27 protein-coding genes and 1 other RNA gene are annotated in these 24,184 nt (G+C 61.4%); 19 read left to right on the top strand and 9 right to left on the bottom strand.

The genetic code is table 11. The features are described from left to right. The first annotated feature begins 82 nt into the window (after positions 1 to 82). The 6 genes from SSPSH_RS13065 to SSPSH_RS13085 all read left to right on the top strand — a co-directional run bounded on the left by SSPSH_RS13065 (position 83) and on the right by SSPSH_RS13085 (position 2,534). Positions 83 to 280 carry a hypothetical protein gene (locus tag SSPSH_RS13065; protein WP_006913567.1) on the top strand — a complete coding sequence of 66 codons (198 nt, stop codon included), beginning with the start codon at positions 83 to 85 and terminating at the stop codon, positions 278 to 280. A 12-nt stretch (positions 281 to 292) separates the two neighbouring features. Next, positions 293 to 619: a cell division protein ZapA gene (locus SSPSH_RS13070; protein WP_006913568.1), complete on the top strand. Its 327-nt coding sequence runs from the start codon at positions 293 to 295 to the stop codon at positions 617 to 619. 134 nt (positions 620 to 753) lie between these two features. Beyond that, a non-coding RNA gene (gene ssrS, locus SSPSH_RS18520) (6S RNA) lies at positions 754 to 935 on the top strand. Between the two features lie 42 nt (positions 936 to 977). Beyond that, positions 978 to 1,574 (top strand): 5-formyltetrahydrofolate cyclo-ligase, encoded by a 597-nt coding sequence (locus SSPSH_RS13075; RefSeq protein ID WP_006913569.1) that lies wholly within the window; start codon positions 978 to 980, stop codon positions 1,572 to 1,574. 45 nt (positions 1,575 to 1,619) lie between these two features. Next, the gene (locus SSPSH_RS13080) at positions 1,620 to 2,096 is read left to right on the top strand and encodes an EVE domain-containing protein (RefSeq protein WP_006913570.1); all 477 of its coding nucleotides are present in this window, start codon (positions 1,620 to 1,622) and stop codon (positions 2,094 to 2,096) included. Positions 2,097 to 2,147: 51 nt separating this feature from the next. Continuing rightward, positions 2,148 to 2,534, top strand: a complete 387-nt coding sequence (locus tag SSPSH_RS13085) for a nuclear transport factor 2 family protein (RefSeq protein WP_006913571.1) — start codon at positions 2,148 to 2,150, stop codon at positions 2,532 to 2,534. Here SSPSH_RS13085 and SSPSH_RS13090 read toward each other — a convergent pair. The 3 genes from SSPSH_RS13090 to ilvA form a co-directional block, all read right to left on the bottom strand. Continuing rightward, a complete protein-coding gene (locus SSPSH_RS13090; RefSeq protein WP_006913572.1) occupies positions 2,531 to 3,598 on the bottom strand; it encodes a glycosyltransferase family 9 protein in 1,068 nt (355 codons plus the stop codon). The two genes, SSPSH_RS13085 and SSPSH_RS13090, sit on opposite strands and share 4 nt — an antisense overlap. After that, positions 3,599 to 4,570: a cation diffusion facilitator family transporter gene (locus SSPSH_RS13095; protein WP_006913573.1), complete on the bottom strand. Its 972-nt coding sequence runs from the start codon at positions 4,568 to 4,570 to the stop codon at positions 3,599 to 3,601. Between the two features lie 62 nt (positions 4,571 to 4,632). Continuing rightward, positions 4,633 to 6,210, bottom strand: a complete 1,578-nt coding sequence (gene ilvA / locus SSPSH_RS13100; RefSeq protein WP_006913574.1) for a threonine ammonia-lyase, biosynthetic — start codon at positions 6,208 to 6,210, stop codon at positions 4,633 to 4,635. 145 nt (positions 6,211 to 6,355) lie between these two features. Between ilvA and proC the strand changes: the two genes are divergently transcribed. Genes proC through SSPSH_RS13125 form a run of 5 tightly spaced genes read left to right on the top strand, consistent with a single transcriptional unit; the run spans position 6,356 to position 9,962 of the window. Beyond that, positions 6,356 to 7,180: a pyrroline-5-carboxylate reductase gene (gene proC, locus SSPSH_RS13105; protein ID WP_006913575.1), complete on the top strand. Its 825-nt coding sequence runs from the start codon at positions 6,356 to 6,358 to the stop codon at positions 7,178 to 7,180. 5 nt (positions 7,181 to 7,185) lie between these two features. Further along, the gene (locus SSPSH_RS13110; RefSeq protein WP_006913576.1) at positions 7,186 to 7,749 is read left to right on the top strand and encodes a YggT family protein; all 564 of its coding nucleotides are present in this window, start codon (positions 7,186 to 7,188) and stop codon (positions 7,747 to 7,749) included. 4 nt (positions 7,750 to 7,753) lie between these two features. After that, positions 7,754 to 8,905, top strand: coding sequence for a homoserine O-succinyltransferase MetX (gene metX / locus SSPSH_RS13115; RefSeq protein WP_006913577.1), 1,152 nt, complete (start codon positions 7,754 to 7,756; stop codon positions 8,903 to 8,905). Then, positions 8,902 to 9,537, top strand: a complete 636-nt coding sequence (gene metW, locus SSPSH_RS13120; protein ID WP_006913578.1) for a methionine biosynthesis protein MetW — start codon at positions 8,902 to 8,904, stop codon at positions 9,535 to 9,537. The genes metX and metW overlap by 4 nt, the downstream gene beginning before the upstream one ends. A 26-nt stretch (positions 9,538 to 9,563) precedes the next feature. Beyond that, entirely contained in the window at positions 9,564 to 9,962 is a 399-nt protein-coding gene (locus tag SSPSH_RS13125) for a DUF4426 domain-containing protein (protein ID WP_006913579.1), read from the top strand. An 18-nt stretch (positions 9,963 to 9,980) separates the two neighbouring features. On the opposite strand, the gene SSPSH_RS13130 is transcribed toward SSPSH_RS13125, so the two are convergent. The 4 genes from SSPSH_RS13130 to SSPSH_RS13145 all read right to left on the bottom strand — a co-directional run bounded on the left by SSPSH_RS13130 (position 9,981) and on the right by SSPSH_RS13145 (position 13,810). Further along, complete coding sequence (locus SSPSH_RS13130; RefSeq protein ID WP_006913580.1) at positions 9,981 to 10,427, bottom strand: tellurite resistance TerB family protein; 447 nt, start codon at positions 10,425 to 10,427, stop codon at positions 9,981 to 9,983. Beyond that, positions 10,427 to 11,068 (bottom strand): alpha/beta hydrolase, encoded by a 642-nt coding sequence (locus SSPSH_RS13135; RefSeq protein ID WP_006913581.1) that lies wholly within the window; start codon positions 11,066 to 11,068, stop codon positions 10,427 to 10,429. The genes SSPSH_RS13130 and SSPSH_RS13135 overlap by 1 nt, the downstream gene beginning before the upstream one ends. A 4-nt stretch (positions 11,069 to 11,072) precedes the next feature. Continuing rightward, complete coding sequence (locus tag SSPSH_RS13140; protein WP_021031779.1) at positions 11,073 to 13,040, bottom strand: cation:proton antiporter; 1,968 nt, start codon at positions 13,038 to 13,040, stop codon at positions 11,073 to 11,075. Between the two features lie 101 nt (positions 13,041 to 13,141). Continuing rightward, on the bottom strand, positions 13,142 to 13,810 hold the full coding sequence (locus SSPSH_RS13145; RefSeq protein ID WP_006913583.1) for a TIGR04211 family SH3 domain-containing protein: 669 nt from the start codon (positions 13,808 to 13,810) through the stop codon (positions 13,142 to 13,144). A 233-nt stretch (positions 13,811 to 14,043) separates the two neighbouring features. On the opposite strand from SSPSH_RS13145, the gene SSPSH_RS13150 reads away from it, so the two are divergent. The 7 genes from SSPSH_RS13150 to SSPSH_RS13180 all read left to right on the top strand — a co-directional run bounded on the left by SSPSH_RS13150 (position 14,044) and on the right by SSPSH_RS13180 (position 20,212). After that, positions 14,044 to 14,841, top strand: a complete 798-nt coding sequence (locus SSPSH_RS13150; RefSeq protein ID WP_006913584.1) for a TatD family hydrolase — start codon at positions 14,044 to 14,046, stop codon at positions 14,839 to 14,841. A 77-nt stretch (positions 14,842 to 14,918) separates the two neighbouring features. Continuing rightward, complete coding sequence (locus SSPSH_RS13155) at positions 14,919 to 15,188, top strand: ElaB/YgaM/YqjD family protein (RefSeq protein WP_006913585.1); 270 nt, start codon at positions 14,919 to 14,921, stop codon at positions 15,186 to 15,188. 3 nt (positions 15,189 to 15,191) lie between these two features. Next, positions 15,192 to 15,683, top strand: coding sequence for a hypothetical protein (locus SSPSH_RS13160; RefSeq protein ID WP_006913586.1), 492 nt, complete (start codon positions 15,192 to 15,194; stop codon positions 15,681 to 15,683). Positions 15,684 to 15,855: 172 nt separating this feature from the next. Continuing rightward, complete coding sequence (locus SSPSH_RS13165; RefSeq protein ID WP_006913587.1) at positions 15,856 to 16,644, top strand: hypothetical protein; 789 nt, start codon at positions 15,856 to 15,858, stop codon at positions 16,642 to 16,644. Positions 16,645 to 16,646: 2 nt separating this feature from the next. Next, positions 16,647 to 17,669 (top strand): substrate-binding domain-containing protein, encoded by a 1,023-nt coding sequence (locus SSPSH_RS13170; protein ID WP_006913588.1) that lies wholly within the window; start codon positions 16,647 to 16,649, stop codon positions 17,667 to 17,669. Next, positions 17,666 to 19,174: an ABC transporter permease gene (locus SSPSH_RS13175; RefSeq protein ID WP_006913589.1), complete on the top strand. Its 1,509-nt coding sequence runs from the start codon at positions 17,666 to 17,668 to the stop codon at positions 19,172 to 19,174. The genes SSPSH_RS13170 and SSPSH_RS13175 overlap by 4 nt, the downstream gene beginning before the upstream one ends. 15 nt (positions 19,175 to 19,189) lie before the next feature. After that, a complete protein-coding gene (locus SSPSH_RS13180) occupies positions 19,190 to 20,212 on the top strand; it encodes an ABC transporter ATP-binding protein (RefSeq protein WP_006913590.1) in 1,023 nt (340 codons plus the stop codon). 63 nt (positions 20,213 to 20,275) lie between these two features. Here the strand turns inward: SSPSH_RS13180 and SSPSH_RS13185 are convergent, their stop codons facing one another. Further along, complete coding sequence (locus SSPSH_RS13185; RefSeq protein ID WP_006913591.1) at positions 20,276 to 21,466, bottom strand: MFS transporter; 1,191 nt, start codon at positions 21,464 to 21,466, stop codon at positions 20,276 to 20,278. A gap of 226 nt (positions 21,467 to 21,692) precedes the next feature. On the opposite strand from SSPSH_RS13185, the gene SSPSH_RS13190 reads away from it, so the two are divergent. After that, a complete protein-coding gene (locus SSPSH_RS13190) occupies positions 21,693 to 21,965 on the top strand; it encodes a hypothetical protein (protein ID WP_006913592.1) in 273 nt (90 codons plus the stop codon). A gap of 49 nt (positions 21,966 to 22,014) precedes the next feature. Here the strand turns inward: SSPSH_RS13190 and SSPSH_RS13195 are convergent, their stop codons facing one another. Then, a complete protein-coding gene (locus tag SSPSH_RS13195; protein ID WP_006913593.1) occupies positions 22,015 to 23,712 on the bottom strand; it encodes a class I adenylate-forming enzyme family protein in 1,698 nt (565 codons plus the stop codon). Positions 23,713 to 24,184 lie beyond the last annotated feature (472 nt).

A 24,184-nucleotide genomic window follows, 5' to 3' on the forward strand; every position in this document is an offset into this window, starting at 1 on the left:
CGGCATTCGCCGGGCCTTCTTTTTGCATATTTCCCGCAGCGCCCGGCGACGGCTATACTCGGGTACACATCCAGGGAGCGTTATGAGCCAGTTCGAGATCGCCCACTTCGAGGATCGCGTCGAGGCCTTGATCGAGGCCTATCGTGTGTTGCTGCACGATTACGAAGCACTCAAGACCTCCTACGAGCAAGAACAAGCCCGTAATCGAGAAACACGCGAGCGTCTCAACGGCGTGATCGAACGCATTCGCGCGCTCGAGGCTGAAGCCGACAACGCCTAACGGATACACCCAATGCCGCCAGAAAAACAAACCGCGCTGACCATCCGTATTTTGGGCCGTGATTACTCCATCGCCTGCCCCGATGGCGAACGCGAGAGTCTGCTCAATTCGGCCGAATATCTGTCGCGGCGCATGCACGCCATCCAACGCAAGGGCAAGACGCTGGGCGTCGAACGTATTGCAGTGATGGCCGCACTCAATATCGCGCGCGACCTGATCGCCGCCGAGCGCCGTCTCGAGCGCCAGGAAGCCGGGCTGCCGGCCACCGACAGCGAAATCACCGAGCGATTGTCGCAACTGCAGCTCCATATCGAATCCGCGCTCAAAGAGCCCAACTAGCCTGGCGCGCGAACCGAAAATTCGGTCTTGCATCGCGGCAGGAGCGCAGCAGAACCAACCGGGTGCAACACGGCCCCGTGTTCGATTGCACCATTGGCACCACCGCGCCGAGCCGCGTATCATCGTGATTGCCGGCACTCCTGCGGTGTTCGACGACCTCCCGGTTCCCCTTGAGCCTAAGTACCTAAACCGGGGTGGGAAACGTCGCAGGTGAGTACGCCCGCCTTGCTGCGGGAAACCTAATGCGGCGTGGAACGCCCCACTTGAGCATTCGTCTCAAGGATAGTGGACGGTCGACGGCACAGGCGGGAGTGTCGGCCCTTTCGTTTTTCTCCTGAGTCATTGATGCTGTGACGCCATGAGCGTTTCCATCGACGACCAACGCCGCGCCGCACTGCGCGCCCGCCGCAATCTCAATCCCGCTGCAGCTCACGCCGCCAGCCGCAAGGCCTGCAGGCGTATTGCCCGCCTGTCCGTATTCAGGCGCGCCCGCCGTATCGGCCTGTACTGGCCCATGCGTAATGAGGCCGACCCGCGGCTGCTGCTGCCCTACTTCGACCAACGCCAACAGGCCTTCCTGCCGCGTGTTAACGGTAAACGCCTGGAATTCATTGCCTTCGACGGCCTGGGTTTTCGTCAGCGTCGCAGCCCGCTCGGCATTGTCGAACCGACCGCAAGCCACGCTAGGCCGGTGGCCACGCTCGACCTGCTCATCGTGCCGTTATCGGCCTTCGATGCCGCGGCCCGGCGTATCGGCATGGGCGGCGGCTTCTACGATCGCACCCTCGCCAGTCAGGGCGAATCGGCTTTTCGCGGCCCTTGGCTCCTGGGTTTAGCGTTCGAAGTGCAACGCGTCGAACGTATCGCTACGCGCGAGTGGGATGTGCCACTGGACGCGGTCGCCAGCGATGCGGGTATCTACCGGCGCGCGACCTGCCCCACCTCGCTGCGTTAAACTCGCGCACAACGCACTCATCACGTTTCCAAGGATCGAATTCGCATGCGTTATTGGCTGATGAAATCCGAACCGGACGAGTTCAGTATTCAGGACCTGCAGCAGCGCAAGAACCAGACCGAAGGCTGGGACGGCGTGCGCAACTATCAGGCACGCAATTTCATGCGCGACGACATGTCCGAAGGCGATCTCGCGTTTTTCTATCATTCGAACACCAAGGTGCCCGGCGTAGTCGGCATCATGCGCGTCTCGCGGGCGGGCTACCCGGACGACAAGGCGTTCGATCCCAAGGACGCCCACTACGACCCCAAGTCGGACCCGGAAAAACCGCGCTGGTATCGCGTGGATGTCACCTTCGAGCGCGAACTCGACCGCGTCATTTCACTGGCCGAGATCAAGGATCACGCCGACGAACTCGGCGGCTTCCCGCTGGTGCGCAAGGGCAACCGACTTTCTGTCATGCCGGTCGACAAAGAGCACTGGGATTTCATTCTCGGGCTGGAACACAACGCACCCGAATAGCGCATTCCTTGCGCGCGCTGTCATCCGCCGCCCAAACACGAGGCTTGATTCATGCCCCAAAACCCGATTGCGACCTGGCACGAGCTTGTCGAAAGCCGTAGCGCTAACGGCCTCGATGCATTGATCGCCGAAGACGCGGTATTCCACTCACCCGTGGTGCATACGCCGCAGGTGGGCAAGGCCATTACCGTGCAGTATCTCACCGCCGCACTGAAGGTATTCGCCACCGACGATTTTTCTTATGTGCGTCAGCTAAAAGACGAAAACAACGCGGTACTCGAATTCGAGCTGGAACTCGATGGCATTCAGATCAACGGCGTCGACATGATCCAGTGGAACGACGCCGGCAAGATCACCGAGTTCAAGGTGATGCTACGACCGCTGAAAGCCGTCAACGTCATTCATCAGAAAATGGGGGCCATGCTGCAGGCTCGTTAGGCCCGTGCGCCGGCCATGGCTTGATCGATACGATCGGTGACGGCTTCAACCGGGATCAACCCCATCACGCCGGCGTCGTCTTCAATCCGTGTGCCCCATTTCAGCTTATCGGGCGTGGCATTGCGATAGCGGGCAGCCGCTTCGGCGAAATAGTCGACACAGAAAGCGCGTGAACGGTAGGCGCCGCTGCGGCGTGGGTCGGTCGCGGCATGTAGCGAGATCGTAGTGATATCGGTCGCATTGGCCATATGGGCCGGCCCGGAGTCGGGAGTGACAAGCACACGCCCGTGCTCGAACAAGGCAAGCAACTGCTTGAGATTGGTCTGCCCGATCAGATTCGTGGCCGCACTCGACATCGCGGCCTCGATATCGGCGCCCATTCGGCGCTCCAGGTCGCTCGGCCCGCCGACGAGCACGGCCCGCAGGCCGTGCGCACGTACCGCATGATCAGCAGCCGCAGCATAGCGATCGGCGAGCCAGTTTCGTCGCGTATGGCTCGAACAGGGGCTGATGAACAGGATTTCGCGCGACTCGTCGCCCAGTAATTCGGCCGCCCTCGCACGATCGGCGTCGGCGATGGGTACCCGCCAGTCCATAACCGGATCGCTCGCGCCGAGCATGTCCGCAAATGCCAGAAAACCATCCACCACATGCCGGCTCTCAACCGCCGAAATACGTTCGCGTACGAACAGCCGCTGGCCGTCGCGCGCACGGCGGGCATCGAAACCGATGCGGCGATCCGCCTTCACGAGCAGGCTGATGCGATTCGCCCGCCAGCTCGCGTGCATATCGAGCAACGCGTCGAAGCGTCGGCCGGCCAGTTGACGCTTGAGATCGGCAATTGCAGCACGTCCGCCGCGTTTGTCGTAGACCAGACATTCCACACCGGGAATATCGGCGACCAGCCCGGCCTCCGCCTTGTTGATGATCCAGGTGATCTGGATATCGGGTCGCGCGGCCTGTAGCGTGCGAATCGCGGGCACCACGTTGGCGCAATCGCCCAGCGCGGACAACCGCAGAATACAAACCCGGCGCGGTACCGCGCCCTGCGACAAACGCCCCATTCAGCTGGCGGCGCCCGGCGTTTCGCCATCGTGCGGCTTGTGATTCGGTGCGCCCGCTGTCGTTTGCTCGGCCGAGCGCTCGGCTTCAATGAATATGCGTTTGACGTTTTCGCAGCGCGCCTTGATATCGCGGTCCATGCGCTCGATATCGGCCTGGATCTGTTCGCCGCTCAAACCCGGCGCAAAACGCACGCTGATATTGGCGAGAATGAAGTTCGGGCCGACGTGCATGGTCAGCACTTCATTGACCTTGGCAACGGCGTCATGCGTCGAGACGACCTCGCGGATATCGCGCACTACATGCTGGTTGGCCGCTTCGCCGATCAACAGTCCCTTGGTTTCGATTGCCAGCCATACCGCGGTGATCGCGAGAATGATGCCGATACAGATGGAGGCGATACCGTCGAAGATCTCGATGCCGGTGAGCTGGCCGGCCAACAGTGCTACAAACGCCACGACCAGGCCCAGCATCGCCGCGCTGTCTTCGAACAGCACCAGGAAGGCGCCCGGGTCCTTGCCTCGACGCACCGCTTCGAAAACGCCCCACTTGCCCTTCACGCGATTGAATTCCTTGGCAGCGATAAACCAGGCCACGCCTTCGAAGAGCATGGCCAGACCGAGCACGATGTAGTTGATCATCGGGCTTTCGATCGGGTGCGGGTGCAGCAGTCGATTGACGCCTTCATAGATCGAAATGCCCGAGCCCACCGCGAAGATGAGGACCGCGACCATGAAGCTCCAGAAATAGATTTCCTTGCCATAGCCAAACGGAAACTTCGCATCGGCCGGGCGTTTGGCGCGCTTCATGCCATACAGCAGCAAGCCCTGATTGCCGGTATCCACGGTGGAATGGATGCCCTCCGCCATCATGGCTGCACTGCCGGTGAATGCTGCCGCGATGAACTTGGTTACCGCGATGAGCAGATTGCCGATCAGTGCGGCGATGATGACGGTCTTCGAACCCGAGGCCATGGCGTTTTCCTGCTGGCTATGTCGCCGGCGGTGTCATCACCGCAGGACGCTTGAACGATTGATCAATGAGAATGCAAAAACAGCTGGTAGGCCGGGTTCTGACTTTCTTCGGCATAGTCGTAGCCGAGCGCATCGAGCGCGGCCCGGCAATCGGCCTGCTCACCCGGCGCCACCTGCATGCCGACCAGTACCAACCCGTGTGCATGGCCATGGTTGCGGTAATGAAATAGCGAAATGTTCCAGCGATCGCCCACGCTGTTGAGAAACTTCAACAAGGCACCGGGCCGCTCCGGGAATTCCACGCGAAACAACACTTCGTCGCCGGCGCCGCGCGCCCGGCCGCCCACCATATGGCGAACGTGCAACTTGGCCATTTCGTTACGGCTCATGTCGATGACCTCGTAGCCGTCGGCTTCCAGATCGCCGATTAGCGTGTCGCGTTCGGCCACGCCGTTGGTCAGCTTCACGCCACAAAAGACTTGCGCGCGCTGGGCATCGGCATAGCGATAGCTGAACTCGGTGATCGATCGATCACCAATACGCATGCAGAACTGGCGAAAAGATCCGGGCCGTTCGGGGATGGTCACGGCCAGCAGCGCTTCGCGGCGCTCGCCGAGCTCGGCACGCTCGGCGATATAGCTCAGCCGGTCGAAATTCACATTGGCGCCCGAGGTAATCGCCACCAGATCCTGATTTTCAATGCCGGTTTCCTCGACGTATTTCTTCGCCCCGGCCACGGCCAATGCGCCGGCCGGTTCGGCCAGTGCGCGGGTGTCTTCGTAGATATCGCGCACTGCGGCACATATCTCATCGACGCTGACCGTCATCATGGCATCGACATGCTTGCTGCATAGCCGGAACGGCTCCTTGCCTGCCTGCTTGACGGCGACGCCATCGGCGAACAGCCCGACTTCCGGCAGCGTCACGCGTTCGCCGGCCGCCAACGCCGCACCCATGCTGGCGGCGTCTTCCGGCTCCACGCCAATAACACGAATGTCGGGGCGCACGCTTTTGATATAGGCGGCGACACCGGCCAGCAGACCACCACCGCCGACACAGACGAAGACGGCATGAATATCCTGCGGATGCTGGCGCACGATCTCCATACCGATCGTGCCCTGCCCAGCGATAACGTCCGGGTCATCGTACGGGTGTACATAAACCAACCCATCGCGTGCCTGCAATTCCATCGCGTGGGCCGAGGCCTCGTCGTAGCTGTCGCCGTGAAGTACGATCTCGCCGCCAAACCCTGCCACGGCCCGCACTTTGATTTCCGGCGTGGTCCGCGGCATGACGATCACGGCACGAATGCCCATATTGCGGCCGGCCAGCGCCACGCCCTGCGCATGATTGCCGGCCGACGCACAGATCACACCGCGCTCGCGCTCGTCGGCCGAGAGCTGGGCGATTTTGTTATAGGCACCGCGCAACTTGAACGAATGCACCGGCTGCAGGTCTTCGCGTTTGAGATAGAGCGCGTTACCGATACGTGCGCTCAACTGATTGGCCTGCATCAGCGGCGACTCGATGGCCACATCGTAGACACGCGCGGTATTAATGCGCTTGAGATAATCGGCATCGCCGATATCCACGGCCGGGGCTGACGACGATTCGGCGGTCTGTTTCAGGCTGCTGTTCATGGATGACATGCGTTAGAACAAGCGCCAATGCTAAACCCTTGTGTGCCCGCAGACCATCGTCGCGGCATGCAAACCGCCTGCTGGCGGCTCGCGACAGACACACGCCATCGCGTATCATGCGCCCAGTTTGTCGACTGGGATCGAAATGAGCACCAGCATCGTTTTTGTGGGCGGTGGCAACATGGCCACCAGCCTGATAAGCGGCTTGCGCAATGCCGATTGGTCGGGCGATTGCATCACCGTAATCGAACCCGACGCGGACAAGGGCCAGCAGCTCGCTGCGGGCTACGCGGTGAATACCGTAACCAGCGCGAATGACCGCACCCTGGACGCCGATGTGATCGTGCTGGCGGTCAAACCGCAAATGCTGCGTGAAGTCTGCGAAGGCCTCGTCGAACCGCTGGGCGATCGCAAGCCGCTGATCGTATCGATCGCGGCGGGTGTGCCGATCGCTGGCCTTCGCGAATGGCTGGGCGCTGACCACGCCTATGTGCGCTGCATGCCCAACACACCGTCGCTGATCGGCGCGGGCGCCACAGGCATTTATGCCGACGACGCCGTCACCGACGACCAGCGCACCCTGGCCGACAGTATTCTCAAAACCGCCGGCATGACCGCCTGGGTGGCCGAAGAGTCACTTCTTGATGCCGTTACGGCGACCTCCGGCAGCGGCCCAGCCTATTTCTTCGCGTTCATGGAGGCCATGCAGGCAGGCGCGATCGAGCTCGGCCTGGACGAGACAACCGCACGCGAACTCGTGCTGCATACCGCACTCGGTGCCGCCCGCATGGCAATCGAGTCCGGTGACGATCCGTCCACACTGCGCGAGAAAGTCACTTCGCCCGGCGGTACGACGGCGGCTGCCCTCGATCAATATGCCGCGGGCGATCTGAACGCGCTTGTCGCCCGTGCCATGGAGGCCGCTGCGAGCCGTGCCGACAGCCTTGCCACTGAATTGCTCGACAAGTAGAACCGATGCTCAATAACGCCAACGACGCCCTGCTTTTCCTCATCGATACGGTCTTTGCGCTGTATATCGTCGTCGTGCTCATGCGCGTCCTGCTGCAATGGGTACACGCGGACTTTCGCAACCCGATCTCGCAGTTCGTATGGCAGGCCACGCGCATGCCGGTCGGCCTGATCGGCAAGATCATCCCGCGCTGGCGCAATCTCGATATTCCAGCGCTCGTGTTTGCCGTCATCCTGTGCTTCATCAACATCGAAATCGATCTGGCTCTGGCCGCGCCCCAGTACGGCGCACAGCCGGTGCTCGCGCTTTGGTGGGCCGTACTCAAGGCCGCCGTTCTGGTCTGCAACTTCTATTTTTTCACGATTCTCATCCAGGCCCTGATGTCGTGGATATCGCCCGGTCAGCACTCGCCGGCGACGGCGATTCTGTGGACGATCAACGAACCGCTGCTGCGTCCAGTACGTAACGTGATGCCGGCGGTCGGCGGGCTGGATCTGTCGCCGCTGGTGGTCATCATCGGCCTGCAGGTGATCAGCCGGCTGCTGCCGCTGCCCGGCCTGTTCCGTTAACAACATGACGACGCGCGCGGACAATCCGAGTTCTGTCGGTGTGGTCGAGCCGCAAACCCTGCATGTCGACGGACCGATGCCACTGGATTGCGGCAAGCAGCTGACGCAATTCGACCTCGTTTACGAAACCTACGGCACGCTCAACGCCGATGCCACCAACGCGGTACTGATCTGCCATGCGCTGTCCGGCAATCACCATGCGGCCGGCTATCATCGCGACGATGATACGAAGCCCGGCTGGTGGGATAAGTGCATCGGCCCCGGCAAGATGATCGATACCAATCGCTTCTTCGTCGTCAGTCCGGCCAATCTGGGCGGCTACAACGGCTCGACCGGGCCGGGCAGCGCGCATCCGGACACAGGCCGGCATTACGGGCCCGATTTCCCCGTGGTCACCGTCGCCGACTGGGTTCGCTCCCAGGACATTCTGCGCGCCGCGCTAGGTATAGAGCAGTGGAGCGCGGTGATTGGCGGCAGCCTCGGCGGCATGCAGGTCATGCAGTGGGCGATCGATTTTCCGAATCGACTACGCCACGCCGTCGTGATCGCGGCGGCGCCCAAGCTGTCGGCCCAGAACATCGCCTTCAACGAAATCGCGCGTCAGGCGATCGTGACCGACCCCGAGTTTCACGGCGGGCGCTACTACGAACACGATGTCGTGCCGCGCCGCGGACTGATGCTTGCCCGCATGCTCGGCCATATCACCTATCTATCGGACGAGGCCATGCGCGCCAAGTTCGGCCGTGATCTGCGCGACGGGCGAATTTCCTACGGTTTCGATGTGGAATTCCAGGTCGAGTCCTACCTGCGCTATCAGGGCGCGTCATTCGTGGATCGCTTCGATGCGAACACCTATCTGCTGATGACCAAGGCACTGGATTATTTCGATCCCGCCCACGCACACGGCGGCGATCTGGCGAAAGCGTTCGCACCGGTGACGGCACGCTTCATGGTGATTTCGTTCACCTCGGACTGGCGCTTTGCGCCGGCGCGTTCACGCGAAATCGTGGATGCGCTGGTGGATGCCGGCAAGCAGGTCTCCTATGCCGAAGTTACTTCGGACCTCGGCCACGACGACTTCCTGCTGACCATGCCCCACTACGTGAACACGCTGCGCGCCTATCTCGATCGCGCCGCGCGAGAGATCGGCGCATGAACACGCAAGCTACGAACAGCCACGACGGCCTGCGCGACGACCTGGCGCTGATCTCGAACTGGATTACGCCGGGCGCACGGGTTCTCGATCTAGGGTGCGGCGATGGCGCACTGCTTGCCCACTTGCAGGCGCACAAACAGGTCACAGGCTACGGCCTGGAAATCGATCCGGATAATGTCATCGAATGTGTCGCTGCCGGCGTGAACGTGCTGCAGCTGGATCTCGACGCCGGCCTCGAACAGTTCGAGGACAACAGCTTCGATTTCGTGGTCATGAGCAGCGCCCTGCAGGAAGTCCGCCGGCCCGACGAACTCGTCGATGAAATGCTGCGTATCGGGCGCGACTCGATCGTAACCTTTCCCAATTTCGGCCACTGGAAACCGCGTATCTCGCTGGGTTTACGGGGCCTGATGCCGGTCTCAGGCTCCTTGCCGAACCGGTGGTACGATACGCCCAACATCCATCTTTGCACCGTGCGGGATTTCGAAACGTTATGTCGGCAGAAACAGGTGGACATCGTGCGCAGGCACGTGGTCAATCACGCGCATCGCAGCAATATCGGCATGCGCACCTTTCCCAACCTGCTCGGCGAAATCGCCCTCTATCAGCTGCGCCATCACGCAACGCGCTGAGCGCGCTCGCGATCCTGATCTGGTTTATGGCCCTGCCTGCGTTTGCGGGCGGCAGCATCAACAGCGGCAACTACGTGCTGCACTACAGCGCCGTCAACAGTCTGCAGATCCCGCAAGCGGTAGCCGACAGCAACGGCATCGATCGTGCCGGCGATACTGCCATCGTGATGATCACTTTGCAGAAACCCACGTCCGACGCGCCGCTCAACGCCGTGCCGGCCGATGTCACCGGCAGCGCGCGCTCGCTCATGGGCGAACGCAAGACGCTGTCGTTCAAGCGCGTGGAGAACGCGGGCAGCGTCTATGCGCTGGCGCCGGTCGCAATCGAGGACGAGCAGACACTGACCTTCGATCTGAACGTGCGTGCCGCAGATGGCCGGGCCACGATACCGGTGCAATTCAACCAGACGTTCTATACGCGATAAAGCCGTTTGTGGCGAAGGCTATTCGCCGGTCACGGCAAGTTTGGCGCGAATGAACTGTTCGTGAGGCAGATAAAGCAGCTCGGACAGCTCGCGCAGCAAATGCTCTTCATGGGCATCGATATGGTGATCGGCGTAAGCCACGCGCCATAGCATTTCCAGCACCTGGCGCTTTTCGCCTTCGCTCAACCCGTTGTTGAGTGTCTTGAGGTATTTGTAGAGCGAAACCGACTGCTCGGCTTTCGGTGCCGCGGCCGCGATCAGTTCTTCGGTTTCAGCCGCATCGAGACCAAAATGGCTCTGTAGCTGGCGGCGTATTTCTGCGTACTCGGCGTCGTCATGGCGATGGTCGGCATGGGCCATCTCCAGCAGCAGTACTGCAGCCGAGATGCGCTGGGCGCGTTCGACGTCCCTTGGTTCGTCGACCTGCGGGTTGAGCGCCTGGCTCAACCGTTCAAACAATCCCATCAGTTGCTCTCGTTCAGATGTGCGACCACGCGCTTTCTCAAATCGGTCAGCCGGCCGTGCAGAAAGTGCCCCGCGCCTTCGAGAATCTGGACATCGACCGCCGGCTCAAGTTCACGCACGGCCGCGATCGACGTATCGACATCGATCACATCGTCCGCGTCGCCGAAAACCGCCAGCCAGTCGCTCGACGGGCGCGGCAGCGCGCCGTCGAAATATGCCGACGGAAAACCTACGGTCACAAGACGCGGCGGTGCATCGCGTTCGGCCAGACGAAGCGCGACCGCCGAACCGAACGAAAACCCCGACAGCGCCACCAACGGCAGACCGGACGCTTCGAGCGCCCAATCGCGAACCGCGGCCGCATCGTCGACTTCGCCGACACCGGCGTCATAGCTGCCCTGGCTCGAGCCCACACCACGGAAATTGAACCGCACGGCAGCGAGACCGGCCATGACCGCGGCACGCGCCATCATGAACACCACCTTGTTGTCCTTGGTGCCACCCTGCTGTGGGTGCGGATGGCAAACCACCGCGATACCGCGCGGCTCATCCTTGGGCATATCGATATCGAGCTGCAGATCGCCGGCCGGGCCGTCGATCTGTCCGCTGGCGCTGCTGCCAGCTTCGGGCCATTCGAGCATGGGTCTAGTCGCTGTTAGGTGAATTACGGTTGGCTGTATGGTCGGCCTGCGCGTCACTATCGGTCGTCCGCGGGCCGTCTGGCGTCGGCGCTTCGCGCTCGGCATTCTGCGCAGCGGCGGCCCGTTCGCTCACGGCCTCCGCGCGTTCGGCGCGTGCCCTGCGCCGTTCCGTGGCGCTTTTCTTGGGCGCGTAATAGATCACCGTATCGCCCTCTTCGGGGCGCGGCGAGGCCCCGGCGGCATTGAACAACACGGTGTTGTCGGCATAGAGCGTGGCAATGATCACGGCATCGGCCGGGCAGTCACGACGGAAATCCTCACGCGTATAGCCTTCGGTCAAGCGGGTCTTGTAGAACTGCCAGCTCTGGAAATGCTTGCGCCAGAGTTCTTCGTATTGCGCGTTCTCATGAAACGCGGGGCGCCCGCGCAGAGGCCGCGCCACGACCTTGGACTCGTTGTCCTCGTCGGCGGCATACATCGGCAGCTGGAACACCCGGTCATGCTCGAGGCTGGTGACGAAATGCGAGCACACGAGCGCGTTGTAGGCGTCGTTGCTGGTGGCTGCCAGAAGACAGGAAATCTCGTTGAGCTCGAGCGATTGCTGGATTTGGTCCGATAGCACCTCGCCATAGAGCACGCGCACACCGGCCAGGCGTGCCGTACGCAGCCGATGCCAGGACGAATCCACCAGCAGTACCTGGATGTTGAGCTCGTTGGTCAATGCGCGGGCCAGCTCGGTCGACCATGGCGATGCGCCCACGATGAGCACACCATTGGGCTCGGCCGACAAGCGCAGCCACCGCGACACGCGCCCGATCGAAAAACCGTGCAGGATCACGGTCGAGAACACGATGGCGAAGATCAGCGGCAAAAGCTGCTCAGCACCGCCATAGCCCGCCTCGACCATGCGCGGGCCGAACACACCGGCCACCGCCGCGGCGACGATACCGCGCGGCGCGATCCAGGCCACCAGCGTACGGTCGCGCCAGTTCATGTCGGTGAACGCGGTCGCCAGGAATATGGCTGCCGGACGCACGACAAACAGCACTGCGAACACAAGTGCGGCCGCATGCCAGTCGAGATGCAGCAACACGTTCGGGTCGAGATCGGCCGTGAGCACGATGAACACGGTCGAAACCAGAAGAATGGTGATGTATTCCTTGAATCGGCGCAGTTCGGCCATGCCCGCAATCGACAGATTGCCCATGACCATGCCCATGACCGTGACCGCGAGCAGGCCGGCTTCAGCGAAGAACTCGCTGGCCACACCGTAGATCACCAGCACGAAGGCAAAGGTCAGCGGTGCCTTGAGATATTCCGGCACCCAGGTGTGGTTGAACGCCCAACCCAGCGCCAGCGCCACGCCGCCGCCCAGCACGAACGAGATCAGAATCGCCCACCCGAGGTCGACGAAGACCTGCGCGCCGTCGGCGGCATCCGCGCCGGCCAGCACGAAATACTGGAAGACCAGCACGGCCAGCAGCGCGCCGATCGGGTCGTTGATGATGCCTTCCCATTTCAAATAGGAAGCCGTGCGCCGGTTCAGCCCGGCCTGGCGTAGCATCGGAATGATCACGGTCGGCCCGGTCACGATCAGAATCGCGCCGAAGAGCAGTGAGACCGCCATCGACAGCTGGCCGATATAAAACGCCGCCAGTGTGTACAGCGCCCAGGAAAGCACTGCGCCGACGGACACAAGTCGTTTCACGCCGGATGCGGCTTCCTTGAACTCGTGCAGCCGCAGGCTCAGGCCGCCTTCGAACAGGATTACCGCCACCGCGAGACCGACCATCGGCGAAAGCACTTCGCCGATGTCTTCGGTGGGGTGAACCACGCCGAAGACGGGCCCGGCCAGCACGCCGCTGACCAGAAACAGCACGATCGCGGGCATTCGCAGCCACCAGGCGATCCACTGCGAGAACACGCCCAGGGCAACGATCGAGATAAGGATCAGGGAGAGATGATGTTCCATTCAGCGTCCGCTAGGCCACGCGGGCTCGCGCACCGTTGAGTGGGCAACCATAGCCGGCCCAAGACCGGCCCACAATGAGAATGTCCGAGCCGCCGCGCCGCTCAGAGCGAATCCCAGCTGCTGCCCTTGCGACGGCGTCTGAAAAGCGGCAGCACGAGGCCGATGATCACACCGCCGATAAGAATCAGCGCGCCGATCTTCATGCCGTCGCGGCGGCTCTGCAATGCGGCATTCTCGTGGCGCAGGCGCTCGTTGTCGCTACGCATCGATAGCAGTTCTTCGCGATACTTCTCGTTTTCGTTGCTAATGCGTACCGCATCCGCCGAGGTTTCGCGCAGCTGTTGCAACCGTTGGGACAGCTCCTGGTTCTCGTTCTGCAGATTCGTCTTGGTTTCGGTCAGCTCTTCCGAACCGCTACGGACCTCGGCTAGCTGCTCCTTGAGCTGTTCGTTTTCCTGCTTGAACTTCTCTGTCTGTGCCTGCATCGAGGCAATACGCGTTCGCGCCGCCGGCTGGTCCGACAGGAATCGGGTCAGCACATAGCCGGTGGTGCCATCGGTCGTGCGCACCTGCGTCCAGCCGTTGGCCTCGGAAAGCGTGGTCAAGCGGTCGCCGGCTTCCACCAGTTCGCTGATGCGATAGCCCGTACCTGGACCGCGCCGCATATTGATCGACAATTCATCACTGACGTAACGCGTAGCTGCTGTTGCAACACTGCTGAACAGCATGATGCCGACTAGGCCGGCGAGCAGCCCGGATTGATAACGCATGAGAGGCCTTTCTTCGATTCAGGTTTCAGTCGTTCGAGCGTCGGCACGCAATCGCCACGCGCGGCTGTTCGCGCCGTGGCGGTCGGCCAGCGCCCGAGTGTAGCAAACCCTTGCCCGGCTTCGGCTCTATTTTTAACGGACCGATAGCACAGCCGCAAAAGGCTTCAGGGCTGTGACTGCATCGTGCGTGGTCGCCCGCTAGACTACGCGCCGTCATCTCAACGCCCGACGCCATGGAACTCACCGATATCGGCGCGAATCTCGCGCATGAAAGCTTCGCCGAGGATCTGGAAGCCGTACTCGCCCGTGCCGAAGCCACCGGCGTGAGCCGGCTGATCGTCACCGGCAGCGACCTGCAAAGCAGCCGCGACGCACTCACGCTGGCCGAGCGCTATCCTCGGCAGTGTTTCGCCACAGCCGGCCTACACCCGCATCACGCCGAAGACTGGAGCCCGGCGCATGACCAGCTCATCCGCGACAGTGTGCGCGCGCGGCGGCTGGTCGCCATCGGCGAAACCGGACTCGATTTCTTCCGGGATATCGCCCCGCGTGCAGCGCAAGAGAAAGTCTTCGAAGCACAGCTGGCCGTGGCCTGTGATCACGGCATGCCGGTGTTTCTGCATCAGCGGGACGCCCATGACCGATTCTTGCCGATTCTGCGTGAGCACTTGCCACACCTGCCCAGAGCGGTAGTGCACTGCTTCACCGATAGCGGCCAGGCCCTCGAGGATTATCTCGGTGTCGGCTGCTATATCGGGATTACCGGCTGGATCTGCGACGAACGCCGTGGGCGTGAGCTGTACGACAACGTCGCACGCATTCCCGACGACCGGCTGATGATCGAAACCGACTGTCCGTACCTGATGCCGCGCACCATCCGGCCCAAGCCCAAGACGCGGCGCAATGAGCCGGCCAACCTGCCCTGGGTGGTCGAAACCGTTGCCGCAGCGCGCAGACAGACCGTCGAAGAAGTGGCAGCGCTCACCCATGCCAATGCAGCACGGTTTTTCGGTCTCGAACCCGCGTCCTAATCGGGCAGTAGTACGGATAGTCGCAGGGTGGTCAAAGCCGTTATGCTGTCTAGACCATTCCGACTCTAGAGATTCCGATGAGCCAGAGCGCCGAAACCGAAACCCTCAAAAAAGACATCGAACAGCTGCGTAACGACCTGGCCGCGCTTGCCAAGAGCTACCGGGCCTCCGGCGAGAATCACGCCCAGGCCGGCCTCGATGCCGCCCGAGGCAAATACGACGATATTCGTCGCGAAGCCGGCCGTCATGCGCAGGACGTGGGTAGCGAAATCGAAGCCCGCCCTTTCACCAGCGTACTCGCCGCTTTCGGTATCGGCCTTGTTCTGGGCAAGCTGATCGGCCGCTAGCCCATGGGCTCCATTAAAGAAAAGATCATTCGGGTTCTCAGCCTGAATGTCGTGCTATGGCTGCTCATGCTGCTTGTGTTCAGCGGGTTGCTGCTCTGTACGGCCGGCATTTACATATGGTTGGCCGAGCATTACACGCAGGTTGAAGCGTTGCTGCTTTCCGGCGGCGGGTTGATTGGCGTGGTGGCGATTCTACTGATCGGGGTGATGCTGTCTTCGCGAAGCAAGCCCGCACCCGCCCAGGGCAAAGCCAGTGAAGACAAGCCCGTAAACTCGGCACCAGATAACGCGATCGAGCATCAGCTGCGGCCTCTTCTAGGTAATCAGGCTACCGACTGGGCCAAACGCAACAGCGGTGTCGCAATCGCAGGCGCGCTTACCGCCGGTGTCATCCTGGCGGCCAGTCCGCGCGCGCGCGCCTTGATCGCAGGTGCCGCAGGGCCGATCTTCACGCGCAAGGCCATGCAGATGTTCGAGCGAATGACCGACAACTAAACGGCGCATAGCCGGCATGTAGGTATACGACATGCCGGCTATCAACCGGATATAGCGGGCGCATAGCCTGGTTCTGCAAAGCCCCCGAAGAACCAACCGACATTGCGAGCTTGGAATAGGAATGATTATCAGTTAGTTTTTACGCTGACATTCACCTGCCGATTCATATTCGATGAAGTCGTCCTTTCCCTACGCCAAGTCCGCGCTTTGTGGCGCGGCGCTCCTGTTTGCACACACCGTTTCGGCGCATAGCGGCGGCGCGCCCACCGCGGCGGAGGTCGGCGAGCACCTGGACGACTACGAACACGAAATCGCCACCATGAGCGATACCGTTGCCGATATCGTTTCAGACTACGAGGACGGCGAGTCGGTTGGCGATCGCGTCGACGCACTGGTCGAAACCTGGGAGACGGTCGAATTCCACGAAGCCGTGGAAACACACGCCATGGCGCTCTACCCGCCCATCTGGATCGCACTCGGTGGCCTGCGCGAAGCCGTCGACGAATCCGATGCAGGCGACGATGTACAGGCGTGGCAGACACGCTTCGACAATGCCCTGCATGAAGGCGTCGGCGCGCTGAAGCTCGTGGCCTCACAGCCCACCCCAACCCCTACGCCTAAACAGAAAGCGCCGGCGGATGAATCGACCATCTCGATCATCAAGCAGAATCTCGAAGACGTCGCGAAACGCTATCGGGCGGGCGATGACGAGGGCGCAAACGCTCTTATACATCAAACCTATATGGAGCGTTTTGAAGGCATCGAAGGAACACTGATCGAAAGCGACGCCGATTTGGTCACCGAACTCGAAAAAGACTTCAACGCCACGTTACCGCTACTCATCGAGAAATCTGCCGCGCCCGAAAAATTCGAGGCCGCAGTAGAGGCGATGAATGCCAAGCTCGATCGAGCCCAACAAATTCTCGAACAGGCGGCCGAGAACAAGCCGTCCGTGTTCTAGCCATGGATCGTCGCAGCCTGCTCAAAACGGCGCTCGCGCTCGGCGTACTCGGACCCACCCCGTTATGGGCAGCCAACAACCCGGCCGCTGCGGAATCCGCCGACGATCTGCCGCCGCTTTCCGGTGAACTGACGGCCTATCTCGGTCGCGGTGAAGGCGGGCTATATGATGATATCGTCGCCGCGATCCGCAAGCGCAATCCGGATCTCGATCTCAAGATTCGACGCGCGCCGTCGGCGGCGCTTGCGAATACCCTCATCGCAGAAGCCAAGGCCGGCGTGCGGCGTGCCGATCTGTTCTGGTCCATAGACGCCAGTTCGCTCGGCGCGGTTGCCAAACAAGGCCAGAGCACGCCCATCCCGGCTGCAATCCAGCAGCACATCAAGCCCAATTTCCGATACGAGCAATGGGCGGCGATCTCGGGTCGACTACGCACCGTGCCGTACAACCCCGAACGGGTGACGCCGGCACAGCTGCCCAAGCACATCATGGGTTTTGCCGACACCGATCTGAAAATCGGCTGGGCGCCCGCCTACGGTGCTTTTCAGTCGTTCGTGACCGCAATGCGCCTGCTCGAGGGCGAAGAGCGCACGCGAGAATGGCTGTCGGGCGTCAAGCGCCAGGCCAAGAGTTACGCCGGCGAGCTGGGCGTGGTCATGGCCGTAGCGCGCGGCGAAGTCGATGTCGGCTTTGCCAACCACTACTACACGCTGCGCCTTAAGAAAGGCCAACCGAATGCCAACGTCGAACTGGCCCTGACCGAAGGCGATGCCGGCAGCCTGGTCAATTCGTCGGGCGTACTACTACTCAACGACAGCGCACTGGCACGCAATTTCCTGCGTTATCTGCTCAGCCGCGAAGTGCAATCCTTTCTCGCCAGTCAGGCCTACGAAATACCCATGGCAGCCGATGTGGCGCTACCCGAGGGGTTGCCGGGCAAGATTCATCCGCCTGAAGTGGACCTGACCCGATTGAGCGATTTGCAGCCCACCCTGGAGTTGCTGCGCGAAACGCGCGTGCTATGAAACGCCTGCCACTGCTGTGGCTGCCGGCGGCGGTTTTCGCTGCAGCGGCGCTGGCCCCGGTCGTCGTACTGATTTTCATGAGCCTGGATGCACAGGTCGTGTTCGACACGCGCAGCGCCGAAATACTGCTCAATACCGGCATGCTGGCTGTACTCACCGTCGCGGGCGCGGTGCTTGTCGGCGTACCACTTGCCATCGTGACTACCTATACGGCGCTACCTTTTCGCAGGCTCTGGATCGCGCTGCTCGCCGCGCCGCTGGCGATCCCAAGCTATCTGGGGGCGTTCGCGTTTTTTGCGGCTTTCGGCCCCGGCGGCGAAATCGATGCGCTCACAGGTATCGCCACCCCACGCGCTGAAGGGCTGCTCGGCGCCAGTGTGGTGATGACGCTTTATACCTATCCCTTCGTATTCATTGCCACCCGTGCGGCACTGCAAACACTTGATGCGAACGTCGTCGATGTCGCCCGCACGCTCGGCTTGCCGTTGTCGGCCGCGCTGCTGCGTATCGTTTTGCCGCGTGCGGCTAACGGTATCGCCGCTGGGGCCCTGTTGGTCGCGCTCTATACGTTATCGGATTTCGCCACGCCCGAGATCATGCATCTGGATACGTTCACACGCATGATCTATGTCGAATACAACGCCTTCGGCCTGGATCGTGCCGCACTGATGTCGTTACAGCTGCTCGTATTGGTGGTGTGCGTGCTCGTGCTCGAAGCGCGTATTCGCGTGCGTCGCGAACGTCCGGGTCGCGTGCTCAGGCTTTCGCTCGGCTGGCCGATGCGGCTCGCAGCGATCGCGCTTGCGGTGGTCGTACTCGCCGCCGCGCTCGTACTGCCAATCACTATCTTCGTACTCTGGTTGGTTCGTGAGGGCGGTACCGGGTTCGAAATTCGCTATGCGTTGAACTCGGCCTATGCCGCCCTTCTGGTCTCCGCTGCCGCCGTGGCCGTAGCGTTGCCGCTGGCCTACGCAGCCAGCACTGGCTGGTTCGGCAAACTCTGCGAGCGCGCGAGCTATCTGGGGTTCGGTATTCCGGGCATTGTCATGGGCACGGCGCTGGTTTATCTGGGCCTGCGTATTCCCTTGCTCTACCAGACACTGGCGCTCATGGTCGCTGCGTTGACGCTTCGTTTTCTGCCGCTGGCGGTAGGCAGCGTACGGTCGAGCACAGAGCGCGTCGAGTCCAGCCTGATCGGTGCCGCGCGCAGTCTGGGCGCAACACCAAGCGAGGCATTTCGCCGAGTCAGCCTGCCGCTTATCCTGCCCGGTATTATCGCAGCCGCGGCACTGGTCTTCCTCGAGGCCATGCGCGAACTGCCTGCCACCCTGCTGCTTCGACCGAACGAATTCGATACCCTTGCGACCTATTTATGGCGCGTGTACGAAGCTGGGTACCTTGGACGCGGCGCGCTGCCGGCGCTGGCGCTGATCGGCGTATCGGCCATCGCCCTCGTGTTGATGCTATCCGGCGAGGCACGCCGTCAGCGCACGCTCGGTGTGTAGACAGGACAACAACCCATGCTAGAAATCGACCATCTGTCGATCCTTTATGACAACAGCGCGGCGGTCGAAGATTTCAGTCTCGCGCTCGCAGCCGACGAAATCGTCACGCTTGTTGGCCCCACCGGTTGTGGCAAAACCAGCGTGCTACGCGCCGTAGCCGGTCTCATTGCGCCATCGTCCGGTGAGATCCGTATCGGCGCGCACCGCATCGACGCGAAACGCCAGGTTCCGCCCGAGAAGCGAGGCGTGGGGCTCGTGTTCCAGGATTTCGCCCTGTTTCCGCACCTGAACGTCGAAGACAATATCGCGTTCCGATTGAAAGACCGCGCGCCCGCCGAACATTGGCTGCGTACGCTGGGCATGGAAAAACACCGTCACGCCATGCCGGATACGCTTTCCGGCGGCCAGAAACAGCGCGTCGCCCTGGCCCGCGCCCTGGCCCATGCGCCGTCGGTTCTGCTTCTGGACGAACCGCTCGCTAGCCTGGATGCGGCGCTCAAGGCCGAGCTTCGATGGCAGATCCGTCTGGCACTCAAGGCGGCCGGTGTCCCGGCGATCTGGGTCACACACGATCAGACCGAAGCGCTTTCGGTGGGTGATCGCATGGGGGTGATGCGCGCTGGCCGTCTCGAACAACTCGATAGCGCCGATGTGTGTTTCCGCAAGCCGGCGACAAGGTTTGTGGCCGGCTTTCTCGGTGATGCCGCATTCGTACCCGGTCGAATCGAGGCGCAACGCGTACACACCGCCCTCGGCGACACGCCGCTGGGCGATGAGGCTTATGCGGAGGGCGCTGCAGTGGATGTGCTGGTGCGGCCGGACGATCTGTCGCTACGCCGTGCGACTCAAGGCAACAGCCTGATCGAGTGGAGCCGCTACGAGGGCGAAACCCGCCTGCACGGCGTGCGCTTGAGACAGGGCGAACAGCTTCTCGTACGGACCAACCACGAAGATCAGTTCGAAGAAGGTGAAGCCGTCGATATGCGCATCTGTGCTGGCCATGCCCTCGCGCTATTCGAGCGGTCAGCCGCTGCCTAGGCGTGGACGCCGATAGGAAACCGGTTCGAATATTTTTTTAAAACAGATAGTTGAGTACCGCTTCTAAACTGATCTCGGAAGGCGCGTCAACTGAAAACTCAGCAATGCGCCGAGCAGTATCAGTCCGGCGCTCACACCAAAAGTGAACCGAAACGCATCGGTCACACCAATCAACCAGCCCGCCGCGCTCGGCCCGACAAGCTGGCCGGCAGCGAAGAACATCGTGACATAGCTGACCGCCAGCGGCGCCTGATCGACGTTCACGCGCTCGGTCGAGGCCGCGAGCGACGAAGTGAACATGCCTGTCACCGCCACGCCGAGTATCAGGTAGTGGGTGGCAAAGCCGTAAAGGGTGGGAGACAGCACTGGCACCAACGTACTGACGAACGCCATCAGCATCGACAGGGTCAGGCTCTGGCCGCGTCCGAGCTGATCCGACAGGCTGCCCCACACCGGCCCGAATACGATGCCCAACATGCCCATGAATGCAGCCAGTGCGCCGGCCACGTCCGCGTCGATATCGGCAGCGAGCGCATAGCTGTACATGAAGATCGCCTGCACGATATAGGTCATGCCGACGATGCCGTAGATTATGCCCACGATAACCACATACGGATTGCGAAAGACTGCCATCCGTGCGCTCCGACGTTCGGCCGTCGTCAGCGCCCGCGGGCTCCGCGCAGGCCGAGGCGGATCACGCACGAAAGCCAGCGAGGCTAGAAGCGCCCCGATCGCAACGCCCGCAAACAACATCCATACCCAGCGCCAGCCGTGATCGACATCGAGCTGGGCCAGGTACGGCACGATCCATCCTGCGCTCATCATGCCCGTACCCACGCCACTGTTGAGCAATCCGATGACGAGCCCGCGCCGGGCAGGAAACCATGTGCCGATCAGCGATATCAGCGGCGTGTAGGCAAAGGCGGTGCCGATACCAAGCAAGGTCATCAACGCCAGCAACTGTTTGTACTCGCTGGCCATACTCAGCCCGGCAAAGCCCAGGATGACGCAGACCAGCCCCAGCAGGATCGCCAGACGGCCGCCATAACGGGCGGCGAGCGCACCGGCAACCATCACCAGGCAGAGATAACCCAGCGCCGTCGCGGTACCGAGATGCCCTGCCTGCTCGTAACTCAGGTTCAGAGATTGCCGCATAGGCGGCAGGATCAGACCGAACGATAGTCGCGCGAGAGCCACTGTCACCAGCGTGACCAGCACGCCACTGGCAATCATCAGCACCGAGCGTGTATTCATGGTGCGAGCGTTCACGATTCGGCAACCGGGCCCCAAAAAGGCGGTGTGGAAGTTAATCCGTAGACCAAAGGCATGTGGGTATAGTGTTGTACTCACTGGTAAAAAAGAAAGTCAGATCCTTGCTGGCCGGTGGTCGATCTATGTGCGACCAACGGCGGCGATGACAGATGTAGAGCAAACACCGATACTCGATATCGCTACCTGCCATACCACCCGAGAGGACTCGATGAAGAAAACACCCCTGACGATCGCCCTGTTGGCCTCCACCGTGGCACTTGCCGCTTGCGGCGGCTCGGATCACCCGCACCGCGGTGGCAAGGCAGACGTGATCATGCCGCCGGCGTCGCCGTCGATCCATTTCAAGGTCAACGATGCCAACGGCAACACGCTCGACCTGATGATCGAGTGCGGCGAGAAAACCACGCTCAAGCAATGTGCCGACGTCAATGAAGACGTTCTCGACAAAGTTGCCAAGATGCGCAACGAAGCCAACCGATAACCGGCCGCGAATATCGGCCACCGCAACCCGGTGGCCGATACCGACGCCTTCAATGGCGTAGTGCTTTCTTGTCGATCTTGCCGACCGGCGTCAGCGGAATTTCCGCGACGATATGAATCACCTTCGGCACCTTGTAGGCCGCCAGGTGTTTTCGACAGTAGGCAAGGATCTTCTCTTTCACTTCCGCCACGGGCTGGGCCTGCCCGGTTTCCGAAAGTTGTACATACAGATTCACCTTGTCGTTGCCCGCACGCTCCTCGTCCGGGCTGCCGATCACGGCGGCCAGTTCGATTTCGGGTACCGCCTTGAGTGCATTTTCGACTTCGACCGAGAACACCTTGAAGCCGCCGACAATCAGCATGTCCTTGCTGCGATCGCAGATCGTGAAATAGCCGTCGGCGTCCACGCGTGCGATATCACCGGTATAGAAGAACGTCTTGCCGTCGTATTCGCGTAACGCTTTGGCACTTTCTTCGGGCAGCCCCAGGTAACCGCCAAATACCTGCGGCCCGTGAGCAATCAGTTCGCCCGGCTCGTCGACAGGCATGGCCTCGCGACCTGTCTCGGCATCGACGATACGAATATCCGTTCCAGCGAGCGCCACACCCACGGTGCCGGGCTTGGCACGACCAAGCGGATTCATCGTCAACAGTGGGCTCGTTTCGGTCAGGCCATACACCTCGCAGAACCGCCCCTCGCCAATCACCGCCTCGATCTTGGGAATGAGTTCCGCCGGCATCGGGCCGGCACCGGACACCGCGATCTTGAGACGCGAGAAGTCCACATTTTGAAACTCCGGCTCGCCGAGCAGCATTTGATAGAGCGTCGGCACATTGCCGAAAAAGGTAGGCGGATGCGCCTGCATCGCTTTGCAGAAGGACTTCAGATCACGCGGGTCCGGCACGACGATCAATCGTGCACGCTGGCGCAACCCCATCAGACACACGCCCAGCCCTGCGACATGGAAATAGGGAAACACCGAGGCGAATGTCTCGGCGCCCAGCTCGTAGTCAGCCATGGTCTCGCTCTGGACCGCATTCGACTGCACGTTACGCAGCGTCAATCGCGCGCCCTTGGGCCGGCCCGTTGTGCCACCGGTATATTGAATGAGCACTACGTCGTCGAGCCCGATTTCGCTGGCGACGCGGTCGTCGTCCGCTGCATTGATTGCCGGCCAGAATGCGGCAAGGGGCAATTGCCGGGTCTGCGGCAGGCTGAACTTCGGCACCTTGCGCAACAAATGCGCCAACGTTTTTTTCCATCCCGGTAAAAAATCGATGGGCGAACACACGATCGCTGCCTTGAGGTCGGGCAACTGCCCGTCATTGGGCGCGAGCGCGCTGTGATAGAGCTGGTCCAATGTCACCAGTACGCGGATATGCGCATCCTTGACCTGATAGGCCAGCTCCGACGCAGTCAACAGCGGCGACACCCCGGATGCAGGACAACCGAGTTTCGATGCCGCAATCAGAGCGATGACATATTGAGGCGTATTGGGCAGATGAATGCCGATAACATCGCCTTGCGTTACGCCCTTGTCTTTCAGGACATGCGCAAAACGGTTCGCCCAACGATCGAGCGCTGCGTAATTGATCGATACACCGAGATACTCCAGGCACGGCGCCTGCGGCGCTTCACGCGTATGTGCTTCGATTATCTGCGCCAGGCTGCGCTCATCCAGGGCGGGTATCGGGGGCACAGCATTGCGACCCGGCTCCGAGACCCGTTCCTTCGCTTCGACGACCATTGTCTCCTCCATCGTACCCTTCGGACACGGCTTGTTATTGTTATTGCATTCCTCAGGCTAGGCGGCTCATTTTCGCCAGGGCCGTCTTTTTTACAGTCTTCTGGGTTTAAAGAGTTGCGTCAAGCATCATTCCCGCAGTGTATGGCGATTGAACTCGCGACCAGGAACTAGGAGACGCAAACCCTGTGTGCAATACATCGGTAAGACTAATAGCCGTTTAAAAAGACGGGTTAACGAAGATCTGTGCAGCATCGATGCGGCACGTCAGCCGAATTGCCCAAAAAATTAAACTAACTGTGGCGTCGGCCGATAACGATGGGCGATACCGACCTACCCGGCGGCACACTCTATCGCCAGGCTATAGCGGGGACGCGCGCCTTGAGCCCGATTACTTACAATCCGCCTCTTATCGCGCTCGCCGTCGTGATCTCGAGTGTCGCCTGTTACGCCGGAGTTACTGTCAAATCTGGTG

Origin of the sequence: Salinisphaera shabanensis E1L3A (assembly GCF_000215955.2) — a bacterium.
Taxonomy (GTDB): Bacteria; Pseudomonadota; Gammaproteobacteria; order Nevskiales; family Salinisphaeraceae; genus Salinisphaera; species Salinisphaera shabanensis.